This is a genomic window from Parendozoicomonas verongulae, assembly GCF_009711465.1.
Lineage (GTDB): Bacteria > Pseudomonadota > Gammaproteobacteria > Pseudomonadales > Endozoicomonadaceae > Sansalvadorimonas > Sansalvadorimonas verongulae.
In genome coordinates this window covers 1-20,803 of sequence record NZ_SMME01000806.1, presented here as the reverse complement: position 1 = coordinate 20,803, position 20,803 = coordinate 1, and the positions used below count along the sequence as shown (strand labels likewise).

Sequence of the window (20,803 nt, the reverse complement as noted above, 5' to 3'; positions counted from 1 at the left end):
ATTTCGGCCTGAAAGTCACACATCGGGTTAGCAAACTGATCAAAGATGATCCTGTCGGGTATGGAGTAGCCTACTTATACACTGAAACCGATGGGAGTGATTTAACATACTTCATCATTCACCAGCTAGAAACCGTACTAAAAGCGTTCTCTGAGCTTCAGGAGTATTTAAAAAAGAAAACTGAGGAATTTCTTGAAGTCAATGAATACCTTGCCAACTCGAAAAAGTGTAAGACCCTCAATTTCGTACAAAAGGATGTCATCAAGAAAGGGGCCAAGGAACCCGGCAGGGTGTTCTCTGTAAAGGAGGTTTCGGCCTCTTACGATATTTCTGAAAATACCGCCAGAAAGAACCTTAACACACTTGTAACTCACGGGATTTTAATGTCCTCCAAAAGTGGCAGATCAGTCATGTACATTGCTCCTTCAAACATACGAGACCGACTAACATAATACAGTTGAGTTACATGCATGAAGCTACACACCTGAATAAGTACCCATAGATGGTCCACTAAAGGAGCAAAACTGCTCCCTTATCGTAGTGGTGCTTACGAGCAAAGGAAGCTGGCTCACATCTGAAATTTCAGCCGATTGCACTTATTGTATTAATCCAGCAATGACAGATACAACATAATCAGGATGTGTTTCCATGCTGTTGATCTTATAATCTATCCCATTAGAGCAATATGACCTATCCAGCCTGTATCTCTTGTCTACAGGCTGCGATGAGTCATATCCAAACCGCTACCAAGTTAAGATCAAGACTATGAGCAAAGGCACCCTCTACATCATTGCAGCACCATCCGGCGCGGGTAAAACCAGTCTGGTGACTGAGCTGGTGAAAACCACTCGCTACATCACCGTATCGGTTTCCCATACCACCCGTGACAGGCGTGAAGGGGAGGTGGACGGCCAGCATTACAACTTCGTCTCTGTGGATACTTTCCAGCATATGATTGGTAAGGGCACCTTCCTTGAGCATGCGGAAGTGTTCGGTAATTTCTACGGAACTTCTCAGGCGTGGGTAGAAGAGCAGCTGGAAAAGGGTATTGACGTGATTCTGGAAATCGACTGGCAGGGTGGCCAGCAGGTGCGTCGCCTGATGCCGGATGCCATTGGCATTTTCATTCTGCCACCCTCACAGGCTGAACTGCACAAGCGTTTGACCGGTCGTGGCCAGGATGATGACAAGGTGATTGCCCATCGCATGGCGAAGGCTGTGAGTGAAATGTCTCACTACAACGAGTTTGAATACATCATCATTAACGATGATTTTGAGGAAGCGCTGTTTGATTTGAAAGCAGTGATTCGCAGCCAGCGTCTGGGGCTGGGTTTTCAAAAGGAATACCGCAAAGAGCTGTTGGCTGATTTGCTGAAGTGATTTTGCTGAAATAAGCCAGATAGCTCCTCCCTCCTACAGAGAGGGAGGATTAATGTGCATCAATTACTTGGCGTAGAACACCTTGTAAGCACGGTAGATTTCATGCACATCGTACTTGGAAGCCACTTCCATAGGAGAGTGCATAGACAGCAGAGCTGCGCCAGCGTCGATAGTGCGAATACCGTACTGAGCCAGCAGCTTGGCAACAGTACCACCGCCGCCTTCGTCCACTTCGCCCAGCATACCTGTCTGCCAGGTGATGTCGTTGGCGCTGAACAGTGAACGCATTTCGCCTACGAATTCTGCATCTGCATCATTGCTACCACCCTTACCACGAACACCGGTGTACTTGGTCAGTACGATGCCGTAGCCCAGTCTGGACGCATTCTGCTGATCGTGAACCTGCTTGAAGATTGGGTTCAGGCCAGCGTTTACGTCGGAAGACAGCGCGCGGGAGTTCCAGAAGCAGCGACGAACGGCGTGACGGTCGTCTTTGCTGGCTGGCATACGAGCTGCCAGCTCTTCCATGAAGTGTTCGATGTAGCGGGATTCCAGGCCAGTGGAACCAGAGGAACCGATCTCTTCCTTATCAACCAGGAAGCAGATAGCCGTCTTCTCTGGAGTCTCTTCCAGATCGATGATGGACTGAATGGATGTCCAGGCACAAATGCGGTCGTCATGGCCGTAAGCACCAATCAGGCCACGGTCCAGACCAATATCGCGGGCTTTGGAAGCTGGCACCAGTTCCAGCTCAGCGGAGATGAAGTCCTCTTCGGTCATGTCGTACTTTTCGTTCAGTTTCTGCAGAACGTTGTACTTCACCTGCTCCTTGATGTCTTCGTCGTTGAACTCGCAAGGGATAGAGCCAACCAGCACATGCATCTCGCTGCCTTTCAGCACTTCGCCTGCCTTACGCTCGCGCTGTACCTTGGCATCCAGGTGAGGCAGCAGGTCAGGAATCATGAAGACAGGATCGCTGCCATCTTCACCAATAGTGATGTTTACATTTTTGCCGCTCTTCAGAGCAACAACACCGTGCAGGGCCAGAGGGCGCGCAGCCCACTGGTACTTCTTGATACCACCGTAGTAGTGCGTCTTCAGCAGACCAAACTCAGAGTCTTCGTACAGAGGTTTCTGTTTGAGGTCCAGACGTGGGGAGTCAACGTGGGATACAACGAAGTTTGCACCGTCGGTCAGAGCGTCTTTACCGATAATGGCCAGAACCAGGTTCTTGTCACGCAGATTGAAGAATACTTTGTCACCCGGGTTCAGAACGTCTTTGGACAGTGCATCGACAAAACCATTCTCTTCAGCCAGCTTCTGAGATTCGATAACGAACTCACGCTCGGTTTTGGCTTTGTCCAGGAACTCTTTGTAAGGCTCGCAGAAGTTAATAATCTTCTGGCGCTCTTCATTATTGAGTTTTTTCCAGCCGCTTTCCTGTTTGTACAGCATGCTCAGTTCCTTGGAGTAGGTTTTAAAAGGTATGCGCTCTATAAGGAAGAACGTCTGATTCTTTTAAAACCGATAGAAGAATTCGGCAGTGAGAATAGCCCTCTAACGAAGGTTAGTTATTGATTTAAAGCAAATTTTTCTTAAGCAAACTGCTATTTATCGCACCATGGTGCGTAAATATTCCTATTTGATTTACTGATTTTTGTATAAAAAGCACACAAACCTCCCTCTCAGTCACCAGCAAAAATCCCAGTAGTTTCCGGCAAAGGTGGCTTTCCCGCCTTGTCAAAATCGCTATTTATTAAGTAAACTGGCAGTTTGCGGGTTATTGACTGTTTCACAGGTCCTGACACCCCAAACCTCTTATAGAACCTCGGCTTGCAGCCCTTTTTTGCAACCCTGGAATAACAGCTGATTAAAGAGTGGAGCATACCCGTGGCGCGAGTAACCGTTGAAGACTGCCTGGATAACGTAGACAACCGTTTTGAACTGGTTATGGCCGCTAGCAAGCGTGCACGCCAGCTGACTATTGGTGGCAAGGACCCAAAAGTTGACTGGGAAAACGATAAAGCGACCGTTGTTGCCCTGCGTGAGATCGCAGAAGGCAAGATCGATCCCAAACAGATCGACCGCGAAGATCGCGAAGATGATGACGCAGGTATGCTGCTGGCAGGTCTGGAAGGCTAATTCAGCCTTTCACTGATCTGATCCGAATCCCTGCACGAGCAAGGTCGCATCATGCAATACCCGTTTGTTCACAGTCAGGAAGATGTTTACGCCTGAAAGGAGGAGCGGGTATTGGCGACAATTGATGATCTGGCATGGCGGCTGAAAAGCTACCTTACATCTGATCAGATTAACCAGGTTCGGCGTGCCTACTACTACGCTGAGCAGGCCCACGACGGCCAGAAACGTCGTTCCGGTGAGCCTTATGTAACCCACCCACTCGCCGTAGCCGGTATTCTTGCAGACATGCACATGGACCATCAGAGCCTGATGGCCGCCATGCTCCACGATGTTATTGAAGATACCAGCGTTCCCAAAAGCGCAATCCAGAAACAATTTGGCGAAACCGTGGCCGAAATTGTGGATGGCGTGAGCAAGCTCACCCATGTGGAGTACGAGGACAAAACCCTCGCTCAGGCAGACAACTTCCAGAAAATGGCTCTGGCCATGGCGCGGGATATTCGCGTAATTCTGGTAAAACTCGCCGACCGCCTCCACAACATGCGCACTCTCGGGGTTATGCGTCCGGCCAAGCGCCGCCGTATTGCCCGGGAAACCCTCGATATTTACACCCCTCTGGCCCAGCGTCTGGGTATGCACCAGATGCGTATCGAGATGGAAGACCTGTGCTTCACAGCCATGTATCCCATGCGTGCTAACCTGCTGATGAAGGCAGTGCGCAAGGCCAGAGGTAACCGGAAAGAAATCGTCAGCGGTGTTGTTGAAAGCATCAACACACGTCTGGAAGATGAAGGTCTGAAAGGCCGTGTGATGGGCCGGGAAAAGCACCTGTTCAGCATCTATTCCAAGATGAAAGAACAGAGCAAATCCTTCTCAGATATTATGGATATGTTTGGTGTGCGCATTATCGTCGACAGCGTAGACAGCTGTTATCGCACCATCGGCCTCGTTCACAACCTGTTCAAACCCATCCCTGGTCGCTTTAAAGATTACATCGCTATCCCCAAAGCCAACGGCTACCAATCTCTTCATACCACGCTTTTCGGACTCCATGGTATTCCCGTGGAAGTGCAGATTCGTACTCAAGAAATGGAAGACATGGCCAATAACGGCATTGCCGCTCACTGGCTGTACAAATCCGGGGATGAAGCATTGGTGGGCAGCCAGAGCCGCACTCACTCCTGGCTGCAAAACCTGTTGGAATTGCAGCAAACGGCTGGCAACTCCCTCGAATTTATCGAGAACGTGAAGGTCGACCTGTTCCCTGATGAGGTTTACGTATTCACACCTCAAGGCGACATTCTGGAAATGCCCCGCGGCGCAACACCAGTGGACTTCGCCTACGCAGTGCATACCGACATCGGCAACACCTGTGTGGCCTGTCGCATTGACCGCAAGCTGGCCTCTTTGAGCCAAACCCTGAACAGTGGTGAAACTGTCGAAGTCATCACCGCACCGGGGGCACGACCGAACGCAGCGTGGCTCAACTATGTGATCACCAGTAAGGCCCGCTCCAATATTCGCCATTACCTGAAAAACCAGCGTCAGGTCGAGTCCATCGCCCTTGGCCGCCGCTTACTGAACAAGGTACTGGTCAGCCTTGGCAGCAGCCTCGAAAATATTTCCCAAACCAGCGTTGATTCCGTACTCGCCCACACAGGCTGCACGCAACTGGATGAGCTGCTGGAAGAGATCGGCCTTGGCAACCGCATGGCTTATGTGATCGCCCGTCGTTTGCTGGATATTCAGCTGATGGAACCCGACTTGCTGGATTCCGGCAGCCCGGAAAAGCCGCTGACCATCAAAGGCACAGAGGGGATGATTATCAGCTTCGCCCGCTGCTGCCACCCGATTCCCGGCGATCCGGTGGTGGGGCACGTCAGCTCTGGTCGCGGGCTGGTTATCCACAACGAGCACTGTGCCAATATCTCTGAAATCCGCCACAGTCCGGAGAAGATTCTGGAAGTGGACTGGGACAAGAATGTACAGGGCGAGTTTACCGTAGAGTTGAATCTGCAGATTGATCAGCAGAAAGGCATGATCGCCTCTATTGCGACAGCAATTTCTGCCACTGAGGCCAGCATCGAGAAAATCGGCGTGGAAGAACAGGGCGCTCGTCTGAGCAAAGCACTGGTGCTTATCAGTGTGAAAGACCGTGTGCACCTTGCCCAAATCATCAAACGCATACGCACCCTGCGGGGCGTGCATTCTATTGGCAGGGATAAAGAACTGTAAGCTCAGCTACCGTTGCAGGCCGGGTGCTCTGGACGACAGCTTCCCAAGCTGCCATGCTGCTTAACTCCCTCAAAATAGAATGAAAAAGTCATAGTAATGAGCAACAAGCAGATCATTCATACAGAGCACGCACCCGCTGCAATTGGCACTTATTCCCAGGCCGTTAAGGTTGGCACTACTGTGTATATCTCCGGCCAGATTCCCTTTGATCCTGTGACCATGCAGGAAGTAGAAGGTGACTTCAAAGCCAAAGCCCGCCAATGCTTTGAGAATCTGAAAGCCATTGCAGAAGCCGCTGGCGGTTCCCTGCAGGACGCAGTGAAAATCAACATATCCATGACCGACCTGAGCAACTTCCCTCTGGTCAATGAAACCATGGCAGAATACTTCGACGAGCCCTACCCTGCCCGCGCAGCTGTTGGCGTAAAAGAACTGCCAAAGGGTGTGCCTGTTGAGATTGAAGCGATTCTGTCTCTGAACGCTTAGTCTTCTAACAACAAAGCCGTGCCGGTTTCCACAAGCACGGCTTAGTTGTTATGCCAGTCGGTGTCGGTTGAACACTCGGTCTAACATCTTGAAGAAAATCATGAACAGCCAGCTGATCACCAGATACATCACACCCGCTGCAATATAAATTTCTTCCGGCGTATAAGTACGGGCAATTATGGTTCGCGCCATACCTGTGAGATCCAGCAAGGTAATCGTGCTCGCCAGCGCACTCCCTTTCAGCATCAAAATCACTTCATTGCCGTAAGCAGGCAGCATAATGCCAAAGGCGCGGGGCAGAAGAATACGACGATACATAGTGAACTTGCTCATACCCATGACACGGCAGGCTTCCACCTCCCCTTTGGGAATGGCCTGAATCGCACCGCGAAGAATCTCGGCAATATAAGCCGTTGTATGCAGTGCAAGGGTGATAATGGCGCACCAGTAAGGCTCCCTCAGAAACGGCCAGAGAATACTCTCCCGAATCACCTCAAACTGAGAGAGCCCGTAGTAAATCAGGAAAACCTGAATCAACAGCGGTGTGCCACGAAAAAAGAAAATATAGGTGTAGGGAAAAATATTGATCCATCGGTTTGGGGAAAGTCGTGCCAACGCCATGGGTACCGCGAGAATCACGCCGATCACACCTGATAGCACCACCAGCTGCAGTGTCGTCCAGGCGCCGTCCAGCAGGCGGGGGTAATACTCAGCAATAACAGACCAATCCATGCCTTACCCCTCCGCCAGCTTCTTGAAAGAACTCTGCACCGGTACTTCATGACGACGTGAGTGCTTTTCAAAATAATTCAGCAATACTGTCGCAATCACGGTAAGCGCCAGGTACATGAACGCCGCAGTGAGATACCAGGTAAATGGTTCTCGGGTTGCGGTAACGGCCATAGAGGTTTTGCGAGTGAGTTCTTCAAGACCGATAACAGATATCAGGGCGGTGTCTTTCATCAACACCAGAATCAAATTACCCAAACCAGGCAGCGCCACACGCCATACCTGCGGCAGTTGAATGCGGTAGAAAATACGCAGCTTGCCCATGCCCAGAGCTTCTGCGGCTTCTTTCTGGCTGGGGGGAATCGCCAGAAACGCCCCCCTGAACACCTCGGTCGCATAACCGCCAAAGGTCAGCCCAAGGGCAATCACACCCGCAACAAACGGGCTTAACTCAATGTATTCGTGGTAACCAAACTGCGATGCAATAAACATCAACAGCCGTGTAGAGCCAAAATAAATCAGGAAAACAATCAACAGCTCGGGAATCCCACGGATAATTCCAACGTACCCGTCCCCAAGCCAACGCACCGGAGCCACTTTGGAAAGGCGGGCAGAAGCGCCCAATAGACCTAAAACAATACCCATAGCGGTTGCCGCCAGGGTCACCTTCACGGTCATAACCGTGCCCGCTAACAGTTGAGCGGTAAATCCATCAAACAGACCGTCAAATACCACAGCAGGTCATCCTTTAAACAGCACCACGGTCAGGTGCCAGCCTGACCGTGGTGCAAGTTTTTAGTAGATAGGGAAGGGGAAGTACTTGGCGTTGATCTTTTCGTAGGTGCCATTGTCGATAATGGCCTGCAGCGCCTTATTGAATTTCTGCTTCAGGGCATCGTTCTTGCGAATGGCGATACCGATTTTGTCATTTTTGGCAAAGGGTTCGCCCTTGTACTCAAAGTTCTTGCCCTGATCGCTTTTCAGCCAGTCGTAAGTGGGCAGTTCGTCGGAAATTGCACCATCCAGACGGCCCGCAATCAGATCCAGATAAACCGCTTCCTGAGTGTCGTATAGTTTAACCTTCACCACATCACTGAGTTTGTCTTCCAGATACTGGCCACCCACAGTAGAGCGCTGGGCGCCAATCACTTTGCCTTTCAGACCCATTTTGGAGGTATCCAGAACCTTGCCTTTCGCCCCCATAAAGCGCAAACCACCAGAGTAATAGTGATCCGTGAAGTCCACCTGCTTCAGGCGTTCTTCTGTGATGGACATGCTGGCAACAATCGCATCAAACTTACGTACCCTCAAGGCGGGAATCATGCCATCCCAGTCCTGAGCAACTACTGTACAGTCAGCCTTCATCTCAGCGCACAGGGCGTTGGCGATATCCACATCAAAGCCTGCCAGCTGCCCTTTCTCATTCACATAATTGAAAGGTGCCCATGCGCCTTCTGTAGCAATGCGAATTTTGTCCCCCGCCATGGCGGCTGTACTGGCCAGAGTAGCCACAGCCAGTGCGCCAGCCTTGAGCCACTTATTCATGTCCCACTCCTTTTTTCTTTTATTAAGTTTTTCTTATTGGCTTTATTTTTGTTTTGTACTTTTAAACAGCTGTTGCCAGAAACTCTCTGCAGCGAGCTGACTGGGCCGAGCCGAAAATTTCATCCGGCACGCCCTCCTCCTCTACGCGCCCTTCATGAAGAAAGACAATTCGGTCGGACACTTCCCGAGCAAACTTCATTTCATGGGTCACAATCAGCATGGTGCGGCCTTCATCTGCAAGGCTGCGTATCACGCTGAGCACTTCTCCCACTAGCTCAGGGTCGAGTGCAGAAGTCGGTTCATCAAACAGCATCACCCGAGGCTCCATGGCCAGCGCCCGGGCAATAGCCACACGTTGTTGCTGCCCACCGGAAAGCTGTGCCGGGTAGTAGTGAGCACGATCTGCCATCCCTACGCGCTCCAGCAGGAAGAGGGATAACTCTTCCACTTGGCGTTTGGAGCGTTTCAGCACATGCATCGGTGCTTCCATGATGTTTTCAAGAATGGTCATGTGGGGCCAGAGATTAAAGCTCTGGAACACAAAGCCCAACCGGGAACGTATAGCCGCCAGTTGCTTTTCATCAGCGGCTTCCAGAGCACCATCCGATCGCGTCTGCAGGTGAAGGGTTTCTCCATTTACAGCAATACTGCCCTGACAAGGATTCTCAAGAAGATTTATGCAACGAAGCAGGGTGCTTTTTCCGGAACCACTGGATCCGAGAATGGAAATGACATCACCATCATGGGCTGTGAGAGAAATGCCTTTGAGAACTTCGAGATCCCCGAAGCGTTTGTGGATATCTGTCAGCTTTAGTGCGACAGGCGTCTGATACATCTGACCCTCGCTTTCTTATTCTTCGCTCAGGCGCCATACGTTACCCTGACACAGCATTGGCTTCCAGAAAAAAAACACTCCTGTGCCGATTCCTTTTATATGGGGAACAACTTTCTTAGTACTCAAAAGCATTTGGTTAAAAAACAAACAGTCAAATTAAGGCCCCATACCCATCCCGATAACCGGGATAACGAAAGCGATAGCCCGCATCCAGAATCCTCTGGTTGCGGCATCGTTTGCTGCCGCCTCTGTTAGCTCCCGGAGTTGAGAGGGTTGGTGTTACGTTCAACTGTTCTGCCAGCCATTGCGTAACATCAGACAGTGGTGCAGGGTCAGAATCCACTCCAAGATAGAGCGGGTGCACGCACTTGCCATGCTCTTCCAGCTCAATCAAATGCACCAACATACCTGCACAATCGTCGGCATGGATGCGATTGCCGTACACCACCGGCTCAGAACTATACACTTCACCACTCTGAATCTTTCTCAACATGAAGTTACGACCCGGCCCATAAATACCGCCGAAGCGTACGACAGTAGCAGGAAGATCAGAATCCAGCGCGAGGTTCTCGGCCTCCAGCATGATTTTTCCATTGAAGCGTTCCGGGTGAGTAGGAGACAATTCATCCACCCACTCACCATCATTCTGGTGATACACCGCCGTACTGGACGTGAAGAAGATGCGCTTCAGCTGATCCTTACGGCCTTTCAGACGCCTGATCACATACTCAAGCCCTTCAAGGTAGATTTTCCTATAACCTTCTTCACCCTGACGGCCTGCTGCCGCGCAATATACGACATAATCTATCTGCTCAGGCCACTCTCCCAATTCACCGGCCACCAAATCTCCAGCAACAGGATGAACGCCATCCGGCAAAAGGCTGATACTACGCCGCAGCCCGTAAACCTTATGCCCCAGAGTCAGCAACCTGGCTGCCACACGGCAACCTACATCACCACAACCAACGATCAGAGTAACAGTCATACGCACCCTCACTAACTCGTACCAAAACTCGCAACACAAACAGACTCAGTTTTATTGCGGATTTGGTTTATTATTCTCACCCTAGTTAATAGAAAAAGTTAATCAGCAGCAACCATAGAGCAGGTTGGTCGTTTTATCACGGTTTCCAGAAGTCTGTCGGGTGCTGTTTCACTGTGTAAATTTACAGTATTATTGACCTATGACCCTGACTGAACTGAAATACATCGTCGCACTCGCCCAAGAGTGCCACTTCGGCAAAGCCGCAGAACGCTGCTTTGTCAGCCAGCCGACATTGAGCGTGGGCGTGAAGAAACTGGAAGACGAACTTGGTGTCGCTATCTTTGAGCGCAGTAAGTCGGCTGTCCGTGTCACTCCCCTTGGCAGTAAGGTAGTGGAACAGGCTCAAAAGGTTCTGGAAGAATCCTCTGCCATCAAAACCATCGCCAACGAAGGGAAAGATCAACTCTCCAGCCCTCTGCGTATCGGTACAATTTTCACCATCGGCCCTTACCTCCTGCCCCACATGGTTCCGCAACTCCACAGCATTGCACCGGATATGCCACTATTTGTGGAAGAGAATTTTACCCACGTGCTGCGCCAGCGCCTGCGTTTGGGTGAACTGGATGCCATTATCATTGCACTGCCGTTTACTGAAGCGGATGTTGTCACCAAAGCTCTGTACGACGAATCCTTCTCCGTACTGATGCCTGGCAATCACCCCTGGACGGAGCGCCAGAACATTCCTGTGAATGATCTTGCCGATGCCGATCTCTTACTGCTGGGTGAAGGCCACTGCTTCCGTGATCAGATTCTCGAAGCCTGCCCTGCGCTCACCAACAAGGACGAACGCTCCCACAAAAAAACCACAATTGAGGCCACGTCACTGGAAACCATGCGACATATGGTGGCTTCAGGTATGGGGGTCACGGTTTTGCCTCAATCCGCCATGGGCAGCACCAACCACTATGCAGAAAACCTGCTCACCACGCGCCCCTTTACAGCACCATCCCCGGGCCGAACTGTTGCTCTGGCATGGCGGGCGAGCTTCCCTCGCTTGAAGGCGATTGATGCGCTTGAACAAGCTGTACGACAGTGCCCTATTAAAATCAACGGAATGCGATAAGGAGCTCAGGTGGTCCAGTCTGCACCCAAACCTTTGCATGAAGTTCCCGTCACAACGCTAAAAGGCGTAGGCGCAGCTCTGGCTGAAAAGCTGGCAAAGATTGGTATAAAAACCCTGCAGGATTTGCTGTTCCACCTACCCCATCGTTATCAGGATCGTACCCGGATTACCCCTATCGGTTCGTTGCAGTTCGGTATGGATGCTGTGATTGAGGGGCAGGTTGCGGGTGTGGATGTGACCATGGGGCGCAGGCGCAGCCTTGTGTGCAAGGTTAAAGACGACACCGGCATTCTGACTTTACGGTTCTTCCACTTCAGTGCTGCCCAGAAGAATGGCCTCAAGCGCGGCTCAACAGTTCGCTGCTTTGGCGAGCCCCGCCGGGGTGCCCACGGGCTGGAGCTTTATCATCCGGAATATAAAGTTCTGGATGCTGATAATCCGGCTCCTGTGGAAGAAACCCTTACGCCTATTTATCCGGCGACGGAAGGGCTTACCCAACTGCGTATTCGTAGTTTATGTCAGCAAGCTTTAAAATTTCTGAGTTATCCAGAATCGTTGCAGGAGTGGTTGCCGGAACCCGTTCGCCGGCCACACAACCTGTGGCAACTGACCGATGCCGTGCGCTTTTTGCACCACCCTCCCCCCGATGCGGATGTATTCCAGATTATGGAAGGCCTGCACCCGGCTCAGAAGCGCCTCGCCTTTGAGGAGTTACTGGCTCACCACCTCAGCCTGCAACAAATCCGCCAGCGGGTGCGCAGGCAAAAGGGCCTGGCACTCCACGGCACAGGTGAACTTGTAGATAAGTTCCTGAATAACCTTCCGTTCACACCCACCGGTGCACAGCAGCGGGTTGGAGATGAGATTCGCAAAGACCTTACGTCCGAAGCCCCTATGCTGCGGCTTGTTCAAGGCGATGTAGGCTCCGGCAAAACCGTAGTGGCGGCTCTGGCAGCATTGCAGGCTGTGGAGAGTAAATCTCAGGCTGCGCTGATGGCTCCTACGGAAATTCTTGCAGAACAGCATTACAACAATTTCCATGCATGGCTAAAGCCCCTCGGCATTACCGTGGCCTGGCTTACGGGCAAAACCAAAGGCAAGAAACGGGAACAACAGCTGGAATTGATTCGCTCTGGTGAAGCGGAAGTGATTGTCGGCACCCATGCACTGTTTCAGGATGACGTCGAGTTTCGCCATCTAGCCTTGGCGATTATTGATGAGCAACACCGCTTCGGTGTCCATCAGCGTCTGGCGCTCAGGGAAAAAGGCCAAAATATCGGAGCCATGCCACACCAGCTGATTATGACTGCCACACCTATTCCCAGAACACTGGCGATGAGTGCTTACGCCGATCTCGACCTTTCCGTGATTGATGAGCTGCCACCCGGGCGTACGCCAGTGAACACTATTGTGATAGGCGACGATCGCCGCCCGCAGGTTATAGCGCGGGTGCGCGCAGCCTGTCTGGAAGGACGTCAGGCTTATTGGGTGTGTACATTGATTGAAGAGTCTGAAGCCTTACAGTGTCAGGCCGCAGAAGTCACAGCAGAAGAACTCCAGAAAGCTTTACCTGATTTATCTATCGGGTTAATTCACGGGCGTATGAAACCTGCTGAAAAAGCGGAAGTAATGGCCGCCTTCAAAGAGGGTCACCTTCACCTTCTCGTGGCCACAACGGTGATCGAAGTGGGTGTGGATGTGCCCAATTCCAGCCTGATGATTATCGAAAACCCGGAACGTCTGGGTTTGGCACAGCTCCACCAGCTGCGAGGGCGTGTTGGCCGAGGCAGTGTAGCCAGCCATTGTGTTCTGATGTACCACCCACCTCTGTCCCTGCAAAGCAAGGAGCGTTTGCAGGTTATGCGGGATTCCAGCGATGGTTTTGTCATTGCCGAGAAAGATCTCGAGTTGCGCGGCCCCGGTGAAGTGCTGGGCACACGACAAACCGGCCTTGTGCAGTTCCGTGTCGCTGACCTTGAACGGGATAAGGTACTTCTGGAAAGCATTAAAGAGTCCGCAGAACAACTTCTCAGAGAAGCTCCTGCCCATGCCCAACCTTTGATTGACCGCTGGTTACCTCAAGGGGATCGCTTCGCTGATGCCTGAACGCACATGTTACGAAGAGACTGTAAAGCAAAACGGAGCCCCTCAAATGAGAGACTCCGGGATTGCCAGCATCGAAAGGAAGGAGTAACAGGGTTTAACTGTAAGCCATACGCACGCGACGGTACTCAGGGCTCCAGAACCGAGCTCTGATGCTCTCTTCCAGCTCTTCCTCGGAGCACTCTTCTATCAGGCCTTCCCTCTGCGCCTGAATAGAAACAGCCATTGCGATATCGCAGGTGACCTTCTGAATATCCTCCAGAACGGGTAGTAGTGGTGCGTCCCTGAAGGTAGCTACAGGAGAACAGGCTGCCAGAGCTTCTACCGCAGCATTCAGCATACCGTCGGAGATATGGGATGCACCGCTGGCCAGTACGCTTAATCCGAGACCTGGGAAGATGTAGATATTGTTGCACTGGGCAATATCGTGAGCCTTCTCATTGTGAATGATGGGGGCAAATGGGCTACCAGTTGCAATGATCGCGCGACCATCACTCCAGCGAATCACATCTTCGGGAGTTGCTTCGATACGGCTGGTTGGATTGGACAGCGGGAAGATGATGGGCTGCTCATGATTCTCAGCCATGTTCTCGATGATTTCTTTGGTGAACAGGCCAGGCTGACCAGAAACACCAATAATCACGTCAGGCTTAATTTCACTCACAACGTCGGCGAGGAATACACCCTCTTCGCTGCCTATACCTTCCAGCTCGACCTTTTTGTGAACAAGCTTCTGCTGGAATGGACGCAGGCCTTCCATGCCATCGTGCAGCAGACCAAAGCGGTCCACCATGAAGATTTGGCGGCGGGCTTCTTCATCAGACAGGCCACGGTTCGTCATCAGACGAATGATCTGTTCAGCGATACCACAGCCAGAGGAGCCGGCACCGAGGAAGGCAACTTTCATATCTTCAATAGACTTGCCTGCACGGCGTGCAGCAGACAGCAGAGTAGCCGCCGCTACAGCAGCAGTGCCTTGAATATCATCGTTGAAGCAGCAAATTTCATCGCGGTACTTCTCCAGCAGAGGAGTTGCGTGGTTGATAGCGAAGTCTTCAAACTGTAGCAGAACGTTCGGCCAACGACGTTTAATGGCCTGAATGAAGGATTCTACAAACTCGTAGTACTCTTCGTCGTCGATACGCTTGTGACGCCACCCCAGGTAGGCAGGATCGTCCAGCAGTTCCTGATTGTTGGTACCGCAGTCCAGAACGATTGGCAGAGTCTGGTTCGGCATCACACCACCGCAGGATGTGTACAGGGACAGCTTGCCCACGCAGATGCCCATACCCCCGATACCCTGATCACCCAGCCCCAGAATACGTTCACCATCAGTAACCACTATCACCTCAATGTCACGTTTGAAGTTCGCCAGCATGGCATCCATCTGGTCGCGCTCAGGATAGGAAATGAAGATACCGCGAGGACGACGATAGATATCACTGAAACGCTGACAAGCCTGCCCAACAACAGGTGTGTAAATAATTGGCAGCATCTCTTCCAGATGACGTTGAACCAGCGCGTAAAACAGTGTTTCGTTTGTATCCTGCAGGGCGCGCAGATAGATGTGCTTAAGAATAGGGGTCGGCTTCAGGGAAAAGGATTTGTATGCACGCGTACACTGCTCTTCCAGAGACTGAACCTTAGGCGGTAGCAGGCCATGAAGCTCAAGCTCACTGCGCTCCTCCATGGAAAACGCAGTGCCTTTGTTGAGCAGTGGATTTTCTAACAGCAAACGACCAGTCAGGCCTGTATGAATACTAGGGGAGGCGGTATCTTTCATGGGAACTTCACATGTGAATGGTGAAAAAACACTCCGACCCCGGAGTATCCTACGGGTATCGTCTGAAAAAACGCTGCTAGGATAAATGACCTTTAATAAGAAGAGTAGGTTGGGTTAACGCTTTACCCTATATCTACTGCCTTCGTAGGTAGAGACACCTACAACGGGAGAGCTGTTGTGTATTTAATTTGCTCCATGGCAAAAGAAGATGACACCTTGCTCAGGTCTGGAATAGCCTTAATCAGTGCTTTGTAGAAGTGGTCGTAGGCGTGAATATCATTCACAACAACACGCATCATGTAATCCCACTCTCCGCCCATACGATATAGCTCCACAACCTCATCAAATGTGGATGCGGTCACCGCAAAATGTTTCAACCACTCATCGTTATGATTGCGGGTTTTTAGCTGTACAAAAACAGATAAGGGAAGATCAACTTTATACTGATCCAGCAAAGCAACCCGCTTACGAATAATGCCGTCGTTTTCTAACTTGCGAACCCTTTTCCAGCAAGGGCTGGGCGAAAGATCTACCTGTTCAGCCAGTTCGTTCAGGGAGAGAGTGGCATCTTTTTGCAAAGCAATAAGAATTTTCTTGTCTTTCGCATCCACAGCAAAATTTTTCTCAAGGGTTACAGTTACGGGAAGGATACTGTCAAAAAAAGTGAAAAACACGGCACAGATCAAACAGATTTTTTCCTTCCTCTCTTTTTAAACTATTCCCCATCACTTAATCACCATCTTTCCGGGGGGGTATCATCCATGTGGCGTCCACAATGGGATAACTTCGTTGCCATCATCAACGACCGTGTAAAACCAGCTCTGGGTTGTACGGAACCAGTGTCAACTGCACTTGCAGCGGCCAGAGCCACGGAACTTTTGGGCACCCAGCCAGAGCATCTGGAGATTTTTGTTAGTGGTAATCTGTTAAAAAACGGCATGGGCGTTGGTATTCCAGGAACAGGACTGGTCGGACTTCCTATTGCAGCAGCATTAGGCTGCACGTGCTGCGATACCACTCAAGACCCGAACTACGACTGCTGCACAACCGCTAAAGGGCTGGAGATTCTTTCTGGCGTCACCCCCGACTTCGTACGTTCAGCCCGCGCTATGGTTGAGGGCAATCGTGTATCTATCAGCATTAAGGATACCGATTCCGTACTCTACTCAGAGGTAATTGCTACAGCGGGGAAAAACACAGCTCGGGTTATCATCCGCGATGACCACACTAATATCACTCTGGAGGAACTCAATGGTAAACCGGTGCATCCGGCTTCCAAGCAGGATATGACAGCAAATACCTGTGTTGAGGTTCCTGATATGTCCATCGCCTCAATCTTTGAGTTTGCGACCAAAGGCGATCTGGATAAACTGCGATTCATCCTGAAAACATCAGAAATTAACGGCGCACTTTCAAAAGAAGGCCTGAGGAAAGACTACGGCCTGCAGATTGGTAAAACCTTCCGCAAAAATATTGACAAGGGCTTGCTGAGCGAAGATCTGGTGGTTGCCGCCATGATGCGTTCCTCCGCAGCCTCCGATGCACGCATGGACGGTGCCATGCTGCCCGCCATGAGCAACTCTGGCAGTGGCAATCAGGGCATTTCTGCCACCATGCCTGTTGTTGCGGTTGCAGACCGCATTGGTGCATCAGAAGAACAGCTGATCCGTGCACTCATTCTCAGCCACCTGTCTGCCATTCATATCAAATCTCACCTGAACATGTTATCTGCTTTGTGTGGTGCGACAACGGCAGCTGCCGGGTCCAGTGTGGCTATAACGTGGTTACTGGGCGGTAATCTCGAACAGGCAGGCAGCGCGATTTTCAATATGTTTGGTGATGTTACCGGTATGTTCTGCGACGGCGCGAAAACAGGTTGCTCATTGAAAGTATCCACATCAGCTTCTGCCGCAGTTAAAGCTGCGCTTCTGGCCCTGGATGGGATTCGCATTACAGGTCATGAAGGCATTATTGAAGATGATCTGGAAAAAACCATTGATAACATCGGTTTCCTCGGAAATGTTGGTATGGCAGAAACCGACACTACAATTCTGAAGATCATGACAAATAAGCAGCTATAAGAAACAGAAAGGCGCTCAAAAAGTGAGCGCCTTTCACGGACCTTAGAAATCAGGCAGCCTGTTTCTTCTTTTTCTTCCTGGGCACCACCATCGCAGCAATACTCTGGAACCACATCAGGCTCATAGGGTTGCCTTCCACGCGAATGGTTTTGTCCTGGATACCTTTCATGAAAGCCAGCTGGGCATTCTTTGCTGTCAGTGCTGAAAAACCTTCCTGAGCCGACTGGAACCGCAAACAAAACTCAGGAGCCTGCGCCTTCCCGCCACGACTGCTGACTGTATTGTTTTTCACAGTAAAGCTGCGGCATACACCATCGTCACTGGAAATTTCAAAGGACATATCCTTGCCTTCCAGCTTTTTCTGAAATGCAGGATTGTTGGCACTGGCTCGCTTCATCAAAAGGCCCAGCCCCAAAAGCAGTAACCGAAATTTCACAGATCTACCCCTCACTCTCAATATCCTGTTGGCATTCTATAAGGAAACCTGAACCAATCTAGTGCACTTTGTGCCGAAAATGGGGGTTAAAAGAGCCAAGATAGAAATGAAATTAAGAAAAGAGAAAATGTGCTGATACGGGGAGAGTTTGAGAATTCCACATCAGCACAGAGTATTTTTTATTTATTCACAGCTTCTTTCAAAGCCTTGCCTGGCTTGAAGGCAACAGTGTTGCTGGCAGGGATATCCATGGGTTGACCGGTTTGAGGGTTCTTGCCTGTACGGGCACCACGTGAACGCTGAGTAAAGGAACCGAAACCAATCAGGTTCACAGATTCCTGACGCTCAAGCGCCTGAGTTATTTCTTCGATAATGACAGTCAGTGCCTCACTGGCTTTGTCTTTGCTGAGATCTGTCTGGTCTGCAATAGCAGCAACAAGTTCGGGCTTGCGCATAGCTCCCTCTCGAATCCGTTTTATTATTTATGATTGTTGTTATTTTCCCTGGAGAGCTCTTCCAGAGCTCACAACCGAGAACAGGCAGCACTTACTGAATCACAGAAATAGTCACCGCTATTCAGCTATTTTTCAGCGTTCATAAGTACCAGCACTGGGATCAACCTTAAATCAGTGATTCCCCAAGGGCAATACCAATTATCGCCTCTTGAGCCAACAAAAACGTTCAGTCGACCAAAAAGCATACAAAAACCATTAGGATAAGCAGATTCTTTGAAGTTTATTGTTCTTGAAAAACTCAGCTGAAAGCACGTCCAAATACTTGCGCCTACATACATTATCACGCATTCTCGATCCATCACGGCGTTAGCGCCAAAACAACACAGGGGCAAGATGTAGGAGCACTATGCCGTATCGCCCGGTAAATCTGGAACAACTGCACTGGTACACAACAGAGACCCTTCCATGGCATCTTCCCGACCATTGGAAAGACTGGCTTTTGGATGCAGGCTCTCTCACTGCCCGATTAAAAAAAACCTTTCCAGGCGCGTTTGAAGTTCAAGTCATCTTCCACGACTGGGACAAGCCCGCAATTGATGAACGCCGTTTTCTGGATATGGAAGACAGGGAGCAGGCCAGTGTCAGAGAGGTCATCCTGCACTGTAACGGCACCCCTAAAGTGTTTGCCCGCAGCATTATCCCGGCTTCCAGCCTTAAGAACCAGAATCGTCAGCTCCTTTTTTTGAAAAATCGCCCGCTCGGTGCATTCCTGTTTGCCCAACCGAATCTGGAGCGCAGTGCTATAGAGCTGACTCGAACAACTGATAGACTGGGACAAAATATCTGGGGGCGCAGATCCCGATTTATGCTCAATCATAAACCACTGGCTGTCTGTGAATACTTCTTGCCAGATATGCCTCCCACAGAAAAGGACTCGATCATGGTAGAAGCATTATCCGTATGAGCACTACGCCATTACCATCTCGACTGAAAAGCTACATTCAGCTCACCCGTTTTGACCGCCCGATAGGTACCTATCTTCTGCTGTGGCCGACCCTTTGGGGGCTTTGGATGGCTGCAGATGGCTGGCCGCATCTTAGCCTTGTGGTAATTTTCTGTCTGGGCACACTACTGATGCGTTCTGCAGGATGTGTGATTAACGACTTTGCCGATCGCAAGCTCGACGGCCATGTAATCAGAACTCAGAACCGCCCCATGGCCACAGGCAGGGTTTCCTCCAAAGAGGCGTTAAGTCTTTTTGCCGCACTTCTGTTTTGCTCATTTCTTCTGGTTTTGATGACCAACCCTCTCACCATTAAACTTTCGTTTGCCGGTGCAGCTCTCGCGATTATTTATCCATTTATGAAGCGCTTCACACACCTGCCCCAGTTTGTACTGGGAGCTGCATTTGCATGGGGCATTCCCATGGCCTGGGCCGCGCAAACCAACACTATTGCCCCCTCTGCATGGTGGATGTTTGCAGCCTGCCTGCTGTGGATTGTGGCCTACGACACGCAATATGCGATGGTGGACAGAGATGACGACCTCAAAATTGGTATTAAATCCACCGCCATTCTGTTTGGTAAGTACGACAACCTGATCATTCAGCTACTGCAGACATCAACTCTCTCTATTCTCGTTCTTACCGGATTGATTAACGAGGCCGGGGTTGCCTACTATCTGGGTTTGCTTGGCATGACTGTTGTATTCCTTCACCAGTTTAAACTGACTCGCACCCGGAACCGAGACGGATGTTTTCAAGCATTCCTTTCTAATCACTGGGCAGGGTTGGCGGTGCTTGCCGGCATTATCGTTGACAGCGCCCTTATGCACATGCCCTTGATAACCGGATGATCCAAAAAATTTCCCAACAACTCACCCCCTTTTTACCCGCGGGTACAGAGGCCCTCTGTGCTCGCTGGCTGGTTGATGACAACATTCATATGCGCGTCTCCCGCCCTCGTAAAACAAAGCTGGGAGACTTTCGCCCAGCTGCTTCCGGTAGGCCTCACCGTATCAGTGTGAATGGTGACCTGGAACCTGTTCAGTTTCTCATTACTTTTGCCCATGAAGTTGCCCATGTTCACACTTGGAACAAGTATGGAAGAAGAGCTTCCCCTCATGGAAAGGAATGGAAAGCCAATTACCGTGCCAATCTGCACGCACTGCTTGCGCTCAATGTTCTGGATGCCATAACCTCTGAAGTATTAAAGAGTCACAGTAAAAATCCTGCGGCCAGCAGTAGTACCGATTCGCACCTGCAAAGCCTGAGAATATCTACGAATAGTACAACAGTGAACGATCTCAAGGCAGGAGATGTTTTTCAAATTGAGAAGGGAAAAACCTTCAAAGCAATAAGAAAGTTACGTAAATACTGGTTGTGTGAAGAACCGGCTACAGGGCGTCACTATCGGGTGCTTGGCTCACTGCTCGTAACACTTACTTAACTCATTCAATTTTTTAAACAGAGTATGCCTACACAAAA

21 protein-coding genes are annotated in these 20,803 nt (G+C 50.5%); 11 read left to right on the top strand and 10 right to left on the bottom strand.

Annotated features, from left to right (window positions below; genetic code table 11):
• A partial coding sequence (locus tag E1189_RS08880; protein ID WP_155159718.1) for a DeoR family transcriptional regulator occupies positions 1–452 on the top strand: 452 nt, incomplete at its 5' end.
• 313 nt (positions 453–765) lie between these two features.
• Complete coding sequence (gene gmk, locus E1189_RS08875) at positions 766–1,380, top strand: guanylate kinase (protein ID WP_155159717.1); 615 nt, start codon at positions 766–768, stop codon at positions 1,378–1,380.
• 63 nt (positions 1,381–1,443) lie between these two features.
• On the opposite strand, the gene E1189_RS08870 is transcribed toward gmk, so the two are convergent.
• Positions 1,444–2,835 carry an aminopeptidase gene (locus E1189_RS08870; protein WP_155159716.1) on the bottom strand — a complete coding sequence of 464 codons (1,392 nt, stop codon included), beginning with the start codon at positions 2,833–2,835 and terminating at the stop codon, positions 1,444–1,446.
• Between the two features lie 435 nt (positions 2,836–3,270).
• Here E1189_RS08870 and rpoZ point away from each other — a divergent pair, with 435 nt between their 5' ends.
• From rpoZ to E1189_RS08855, 3 genes are all read left to right on the top strand, one after another.
• Positions 3,271–3,522 (top strand): DNA-directed RNA polymerase subunit omega, encoded by a 252-nt coding sequence (gene rpoZ, locus E1189_RS08865; protein ID WP_329601956.1) that lies wholly within the window; start codon positions 3,271–3,273, stop codon positions 3,520–3,522.
• Between the two features lie 111 nt (positions 3,523–3,633).
• On the top strand, positions 3,634–5,757 hold the full coding sequence (gene spoT, locus E1189_RS08860; RefSeq protein ID WP_155159714.1) for a bifunctional GTP diphosphokinase/guanosine-3',5'-bis pyrophosphate 3'-pyrophosphohydrolase: 2,124 nt from the start codon (positions 3,634–3,636) through the stop codon (positions 5,755–5,757).
• 96 nt (positions 5,758–5,853) lie between these two features.
• Positions 5,854–6,243, top strand: a complete 390-nt coding sequence (locus E1189_RS08855) for a RidA family protein (RefSeq protein WP_155159713.1) — start codon at positions 5,854–5,856, stop codon at positions 6,241–6,243.
• 48 nt (positions 6,244–6,291) lie between these two features.
• On the opposite strand, the gene E1189_RS08850 is transcribed toward E1189_RS08855, so the two are convergent.
• The 5 genes from E1189_RS08850 to E1189_RS08830 form a co-directional block, all read right to left on the bottom strand.
• Positions 6,292–6,975, bottom strand: a complete 684-nt coding sequence (locus E1189_RS08850) for an ABC transporter permease (protein ID WP_155159712.1) — start codon at positions 6,973–6,975, stop codon at positions 6,292–6,294.
• A gap of 3 nt (positions 6,976–6,978) precedes the next feature.
• The gene (locus E1189_RS08845) at positions 6,979–7,707 is read right to left on the bottom strand and encodes an ABC transporter permease (protein WP_329601955.1); all 729 of its coding nucleotides are present in this window, start codon (positions 7,705–7,707) and stop codon (positions 6,979–6,981) included.
• A gap of 60 nt (positions 7,708–7,767) precedes the next feature.
• The gene (locus tag E1189_RS08840; protein ID WP_155159711.1) at positions 7,768–8,517 is read right to left on the bottom strand and encodes an ABC transporter substrate-binding protein; all 750 of its coding nucleotides are present in this window, start codon (positions 8,515–8,517) and stop codon (positions 7,768–7,770) included.
• 61 nt (positions 8,518–8,578) lie between these two features.
• On the bottom strand, positions 8,579–9,352 hold the full coding sequence (locus tag E1189_RS08835; protein WP_155159710.1) for an ABC transporter ATP-binding protein: 774 nt from the start codon (positions 9,350–9,352) through the stop codon (positions 8,579–8,581).
• Between the two features lie 151 nt (positions 9,353–9,503).
• Positions 9,504–10,337 (bottom strand): SDR family oxidoreductase, encoded by an 834-nt coding sequence (locus E1189_RS08830; protein ID WP_155159709.1) that lies wholly within the window; start codon positions 10,335–10,337, stop codon positions 9,504–9,506.
• A gap of 199 nt (positions 10,338–10,536) precedes the next feature.
• Here E1189_RS08830 and E1189_RS08825 point away from each other — a divergent pair, with 199 nt between their 5' ends.
• On the top strand, positions 10,537–11,460 hold the full coding sequence (locus tag E1189_RS08825; protein WP_155159708.1) for a hydrogen peroxide-inducible genes activator: 924 nt from the start codon (positions 10,537–10,539) through the stop codon (positions 11,458–11,460).
• 9 nt (positions 11,461–11,469) lie between these two features.
• On the top strand, positions 11,470–13,566 hold the full coding sequence (gene recG, locus E1189_RS08820) for an ATP-dependent DNA helicase RecG (protein WP_329601954.1): 2,097 nt from the start codon (positions 11,470–11,472) through the stop codon (positions 13,564–13,566).
• A 94-nt stretch (positions 13,567–13,660) separates the two neighbouring features.
• Here the strand turns inward: recG and E1189_RS08815 are convergent, their stop codons facing one another.
• Positions 13,661–15,346 carry an NAD-dependent malic enzyme gene (locus E1189_RS08815; RefSeq protein ID WP_155159707.1) on the bottom strand — a complete coding sequence of 562 codons (1,686 nt, stop codon included), beginning with the start codon at positions 15,344–15,346 and terminating at the stop codon, positions 13,661–13,663.
• A 158-nt stretch (positions 15,347–15,504) separates the two neighbouring features.
• A complete protein-coding gene (locus E1189_RS08810) occupies positions 15,505–16,020 on the bottom strand; it encodes an Lrp/AsnC family transcriptional regulator (protein ID WP_329601953.1) in 516 nt (171 codons plus the stop codon).
• 87 nt (positions 16,021–16,107) lie between these two features.
• Here E1189_RS08810 and E1189_RS08805 point away from each other — a divergent pair, with 87 nt between their 5' ends.
• Positions 16,108–17,427 (top strand): L-cysteine desulfidase family protein, encoded by a 1,320-nt coding sequence (locus E1189_RS08805; RefSeq protein ID WP_155159705.1) that lies wholly within the window; start codon positions 16,108–16,110, stop codon positions 17,425–17,427.
• Between the two features lie 49 nt (positions 17,428–17,476).
• Here the strand turns inward: E1189_RS08805 and E1189_RS08800 are convergent, their stop codons facing one another.
• Together E1189_RS08800 and E1189_RS08795 are read right to left on the bottom strand one after the other, a co-directional pair.
• The gene (locus E1189_RS08800; RefSeq protein WP_230460282.1) at positions 17,477–17,863 is read right to left on the bottom strand and encodes a helicase; all 387 of its coding nucleotides are present in this window, start codon (positions 17,861–17,863) and stop codon (positions 17,477–17,479) included.
• 179 nt (positions 17,864–18,042) lie between these two features.
• The gene (locus tag E1189_RS08795; protein WP_490353068.1) at positions 18,043–18,333 is read right to left on the bottom strand and encodes an HU family DNA-binding protein; all 291 of its coding nucleotides are present in this window, start codon (positions 18,331–18,333) and stop codon (positions 18,043–18,045) included.
• A 391-nt stretch (positions 18,334–18,724) separates the two neighbouring features.
• Here E1189_RS08795 and E1189_RS08790 point away from each other — a divergent pair, with 391 nt between their 5' ends.
• From E1189_RS08790 to E1189_RS08780, 3 genes are read left to right on the top strand one after another with little or no spacing between them, the layout of a single operon-like run.
• On the top strand, positions 18,725–19,282 hold the full coding sequence (locus tag E1189_RS08790; protein WP_155159703.1) for a chorismate--pyruvate lyase family protein: 558 nt from the start codon (positions 18,725–18,727) through the stop codon (positions 19,280–19,282).
• A complete protein-coding gene (ubiA, locus tag E1189_RS08785) occupies positions 19,279–20,172 on the top strand; it encodes a 4-hydroxybenzoate octaprenyltransferase (protein WP_155159702.1) in 894 nt (297 codons plus the stop codon). Before E1189_RS08790 ends, ubiA begins: the two co-directional genes overlap by 4 nt.
• Positions 20,169–20,765, top strand: coding sequence for a SprT-like domain-containing protein (locus E1189_RS08780; protein ID WP_155159701.1), 597 nt, complete (start codon positions 20,169–20,171; stop codon positions 20,763–20,765). Before ubiA ends, E1189_RS08780 begins: the two co-directional genes overlap by 4 nt.
• Positions 20,766–20,803 lie beyond the last annotated feature (38 nt).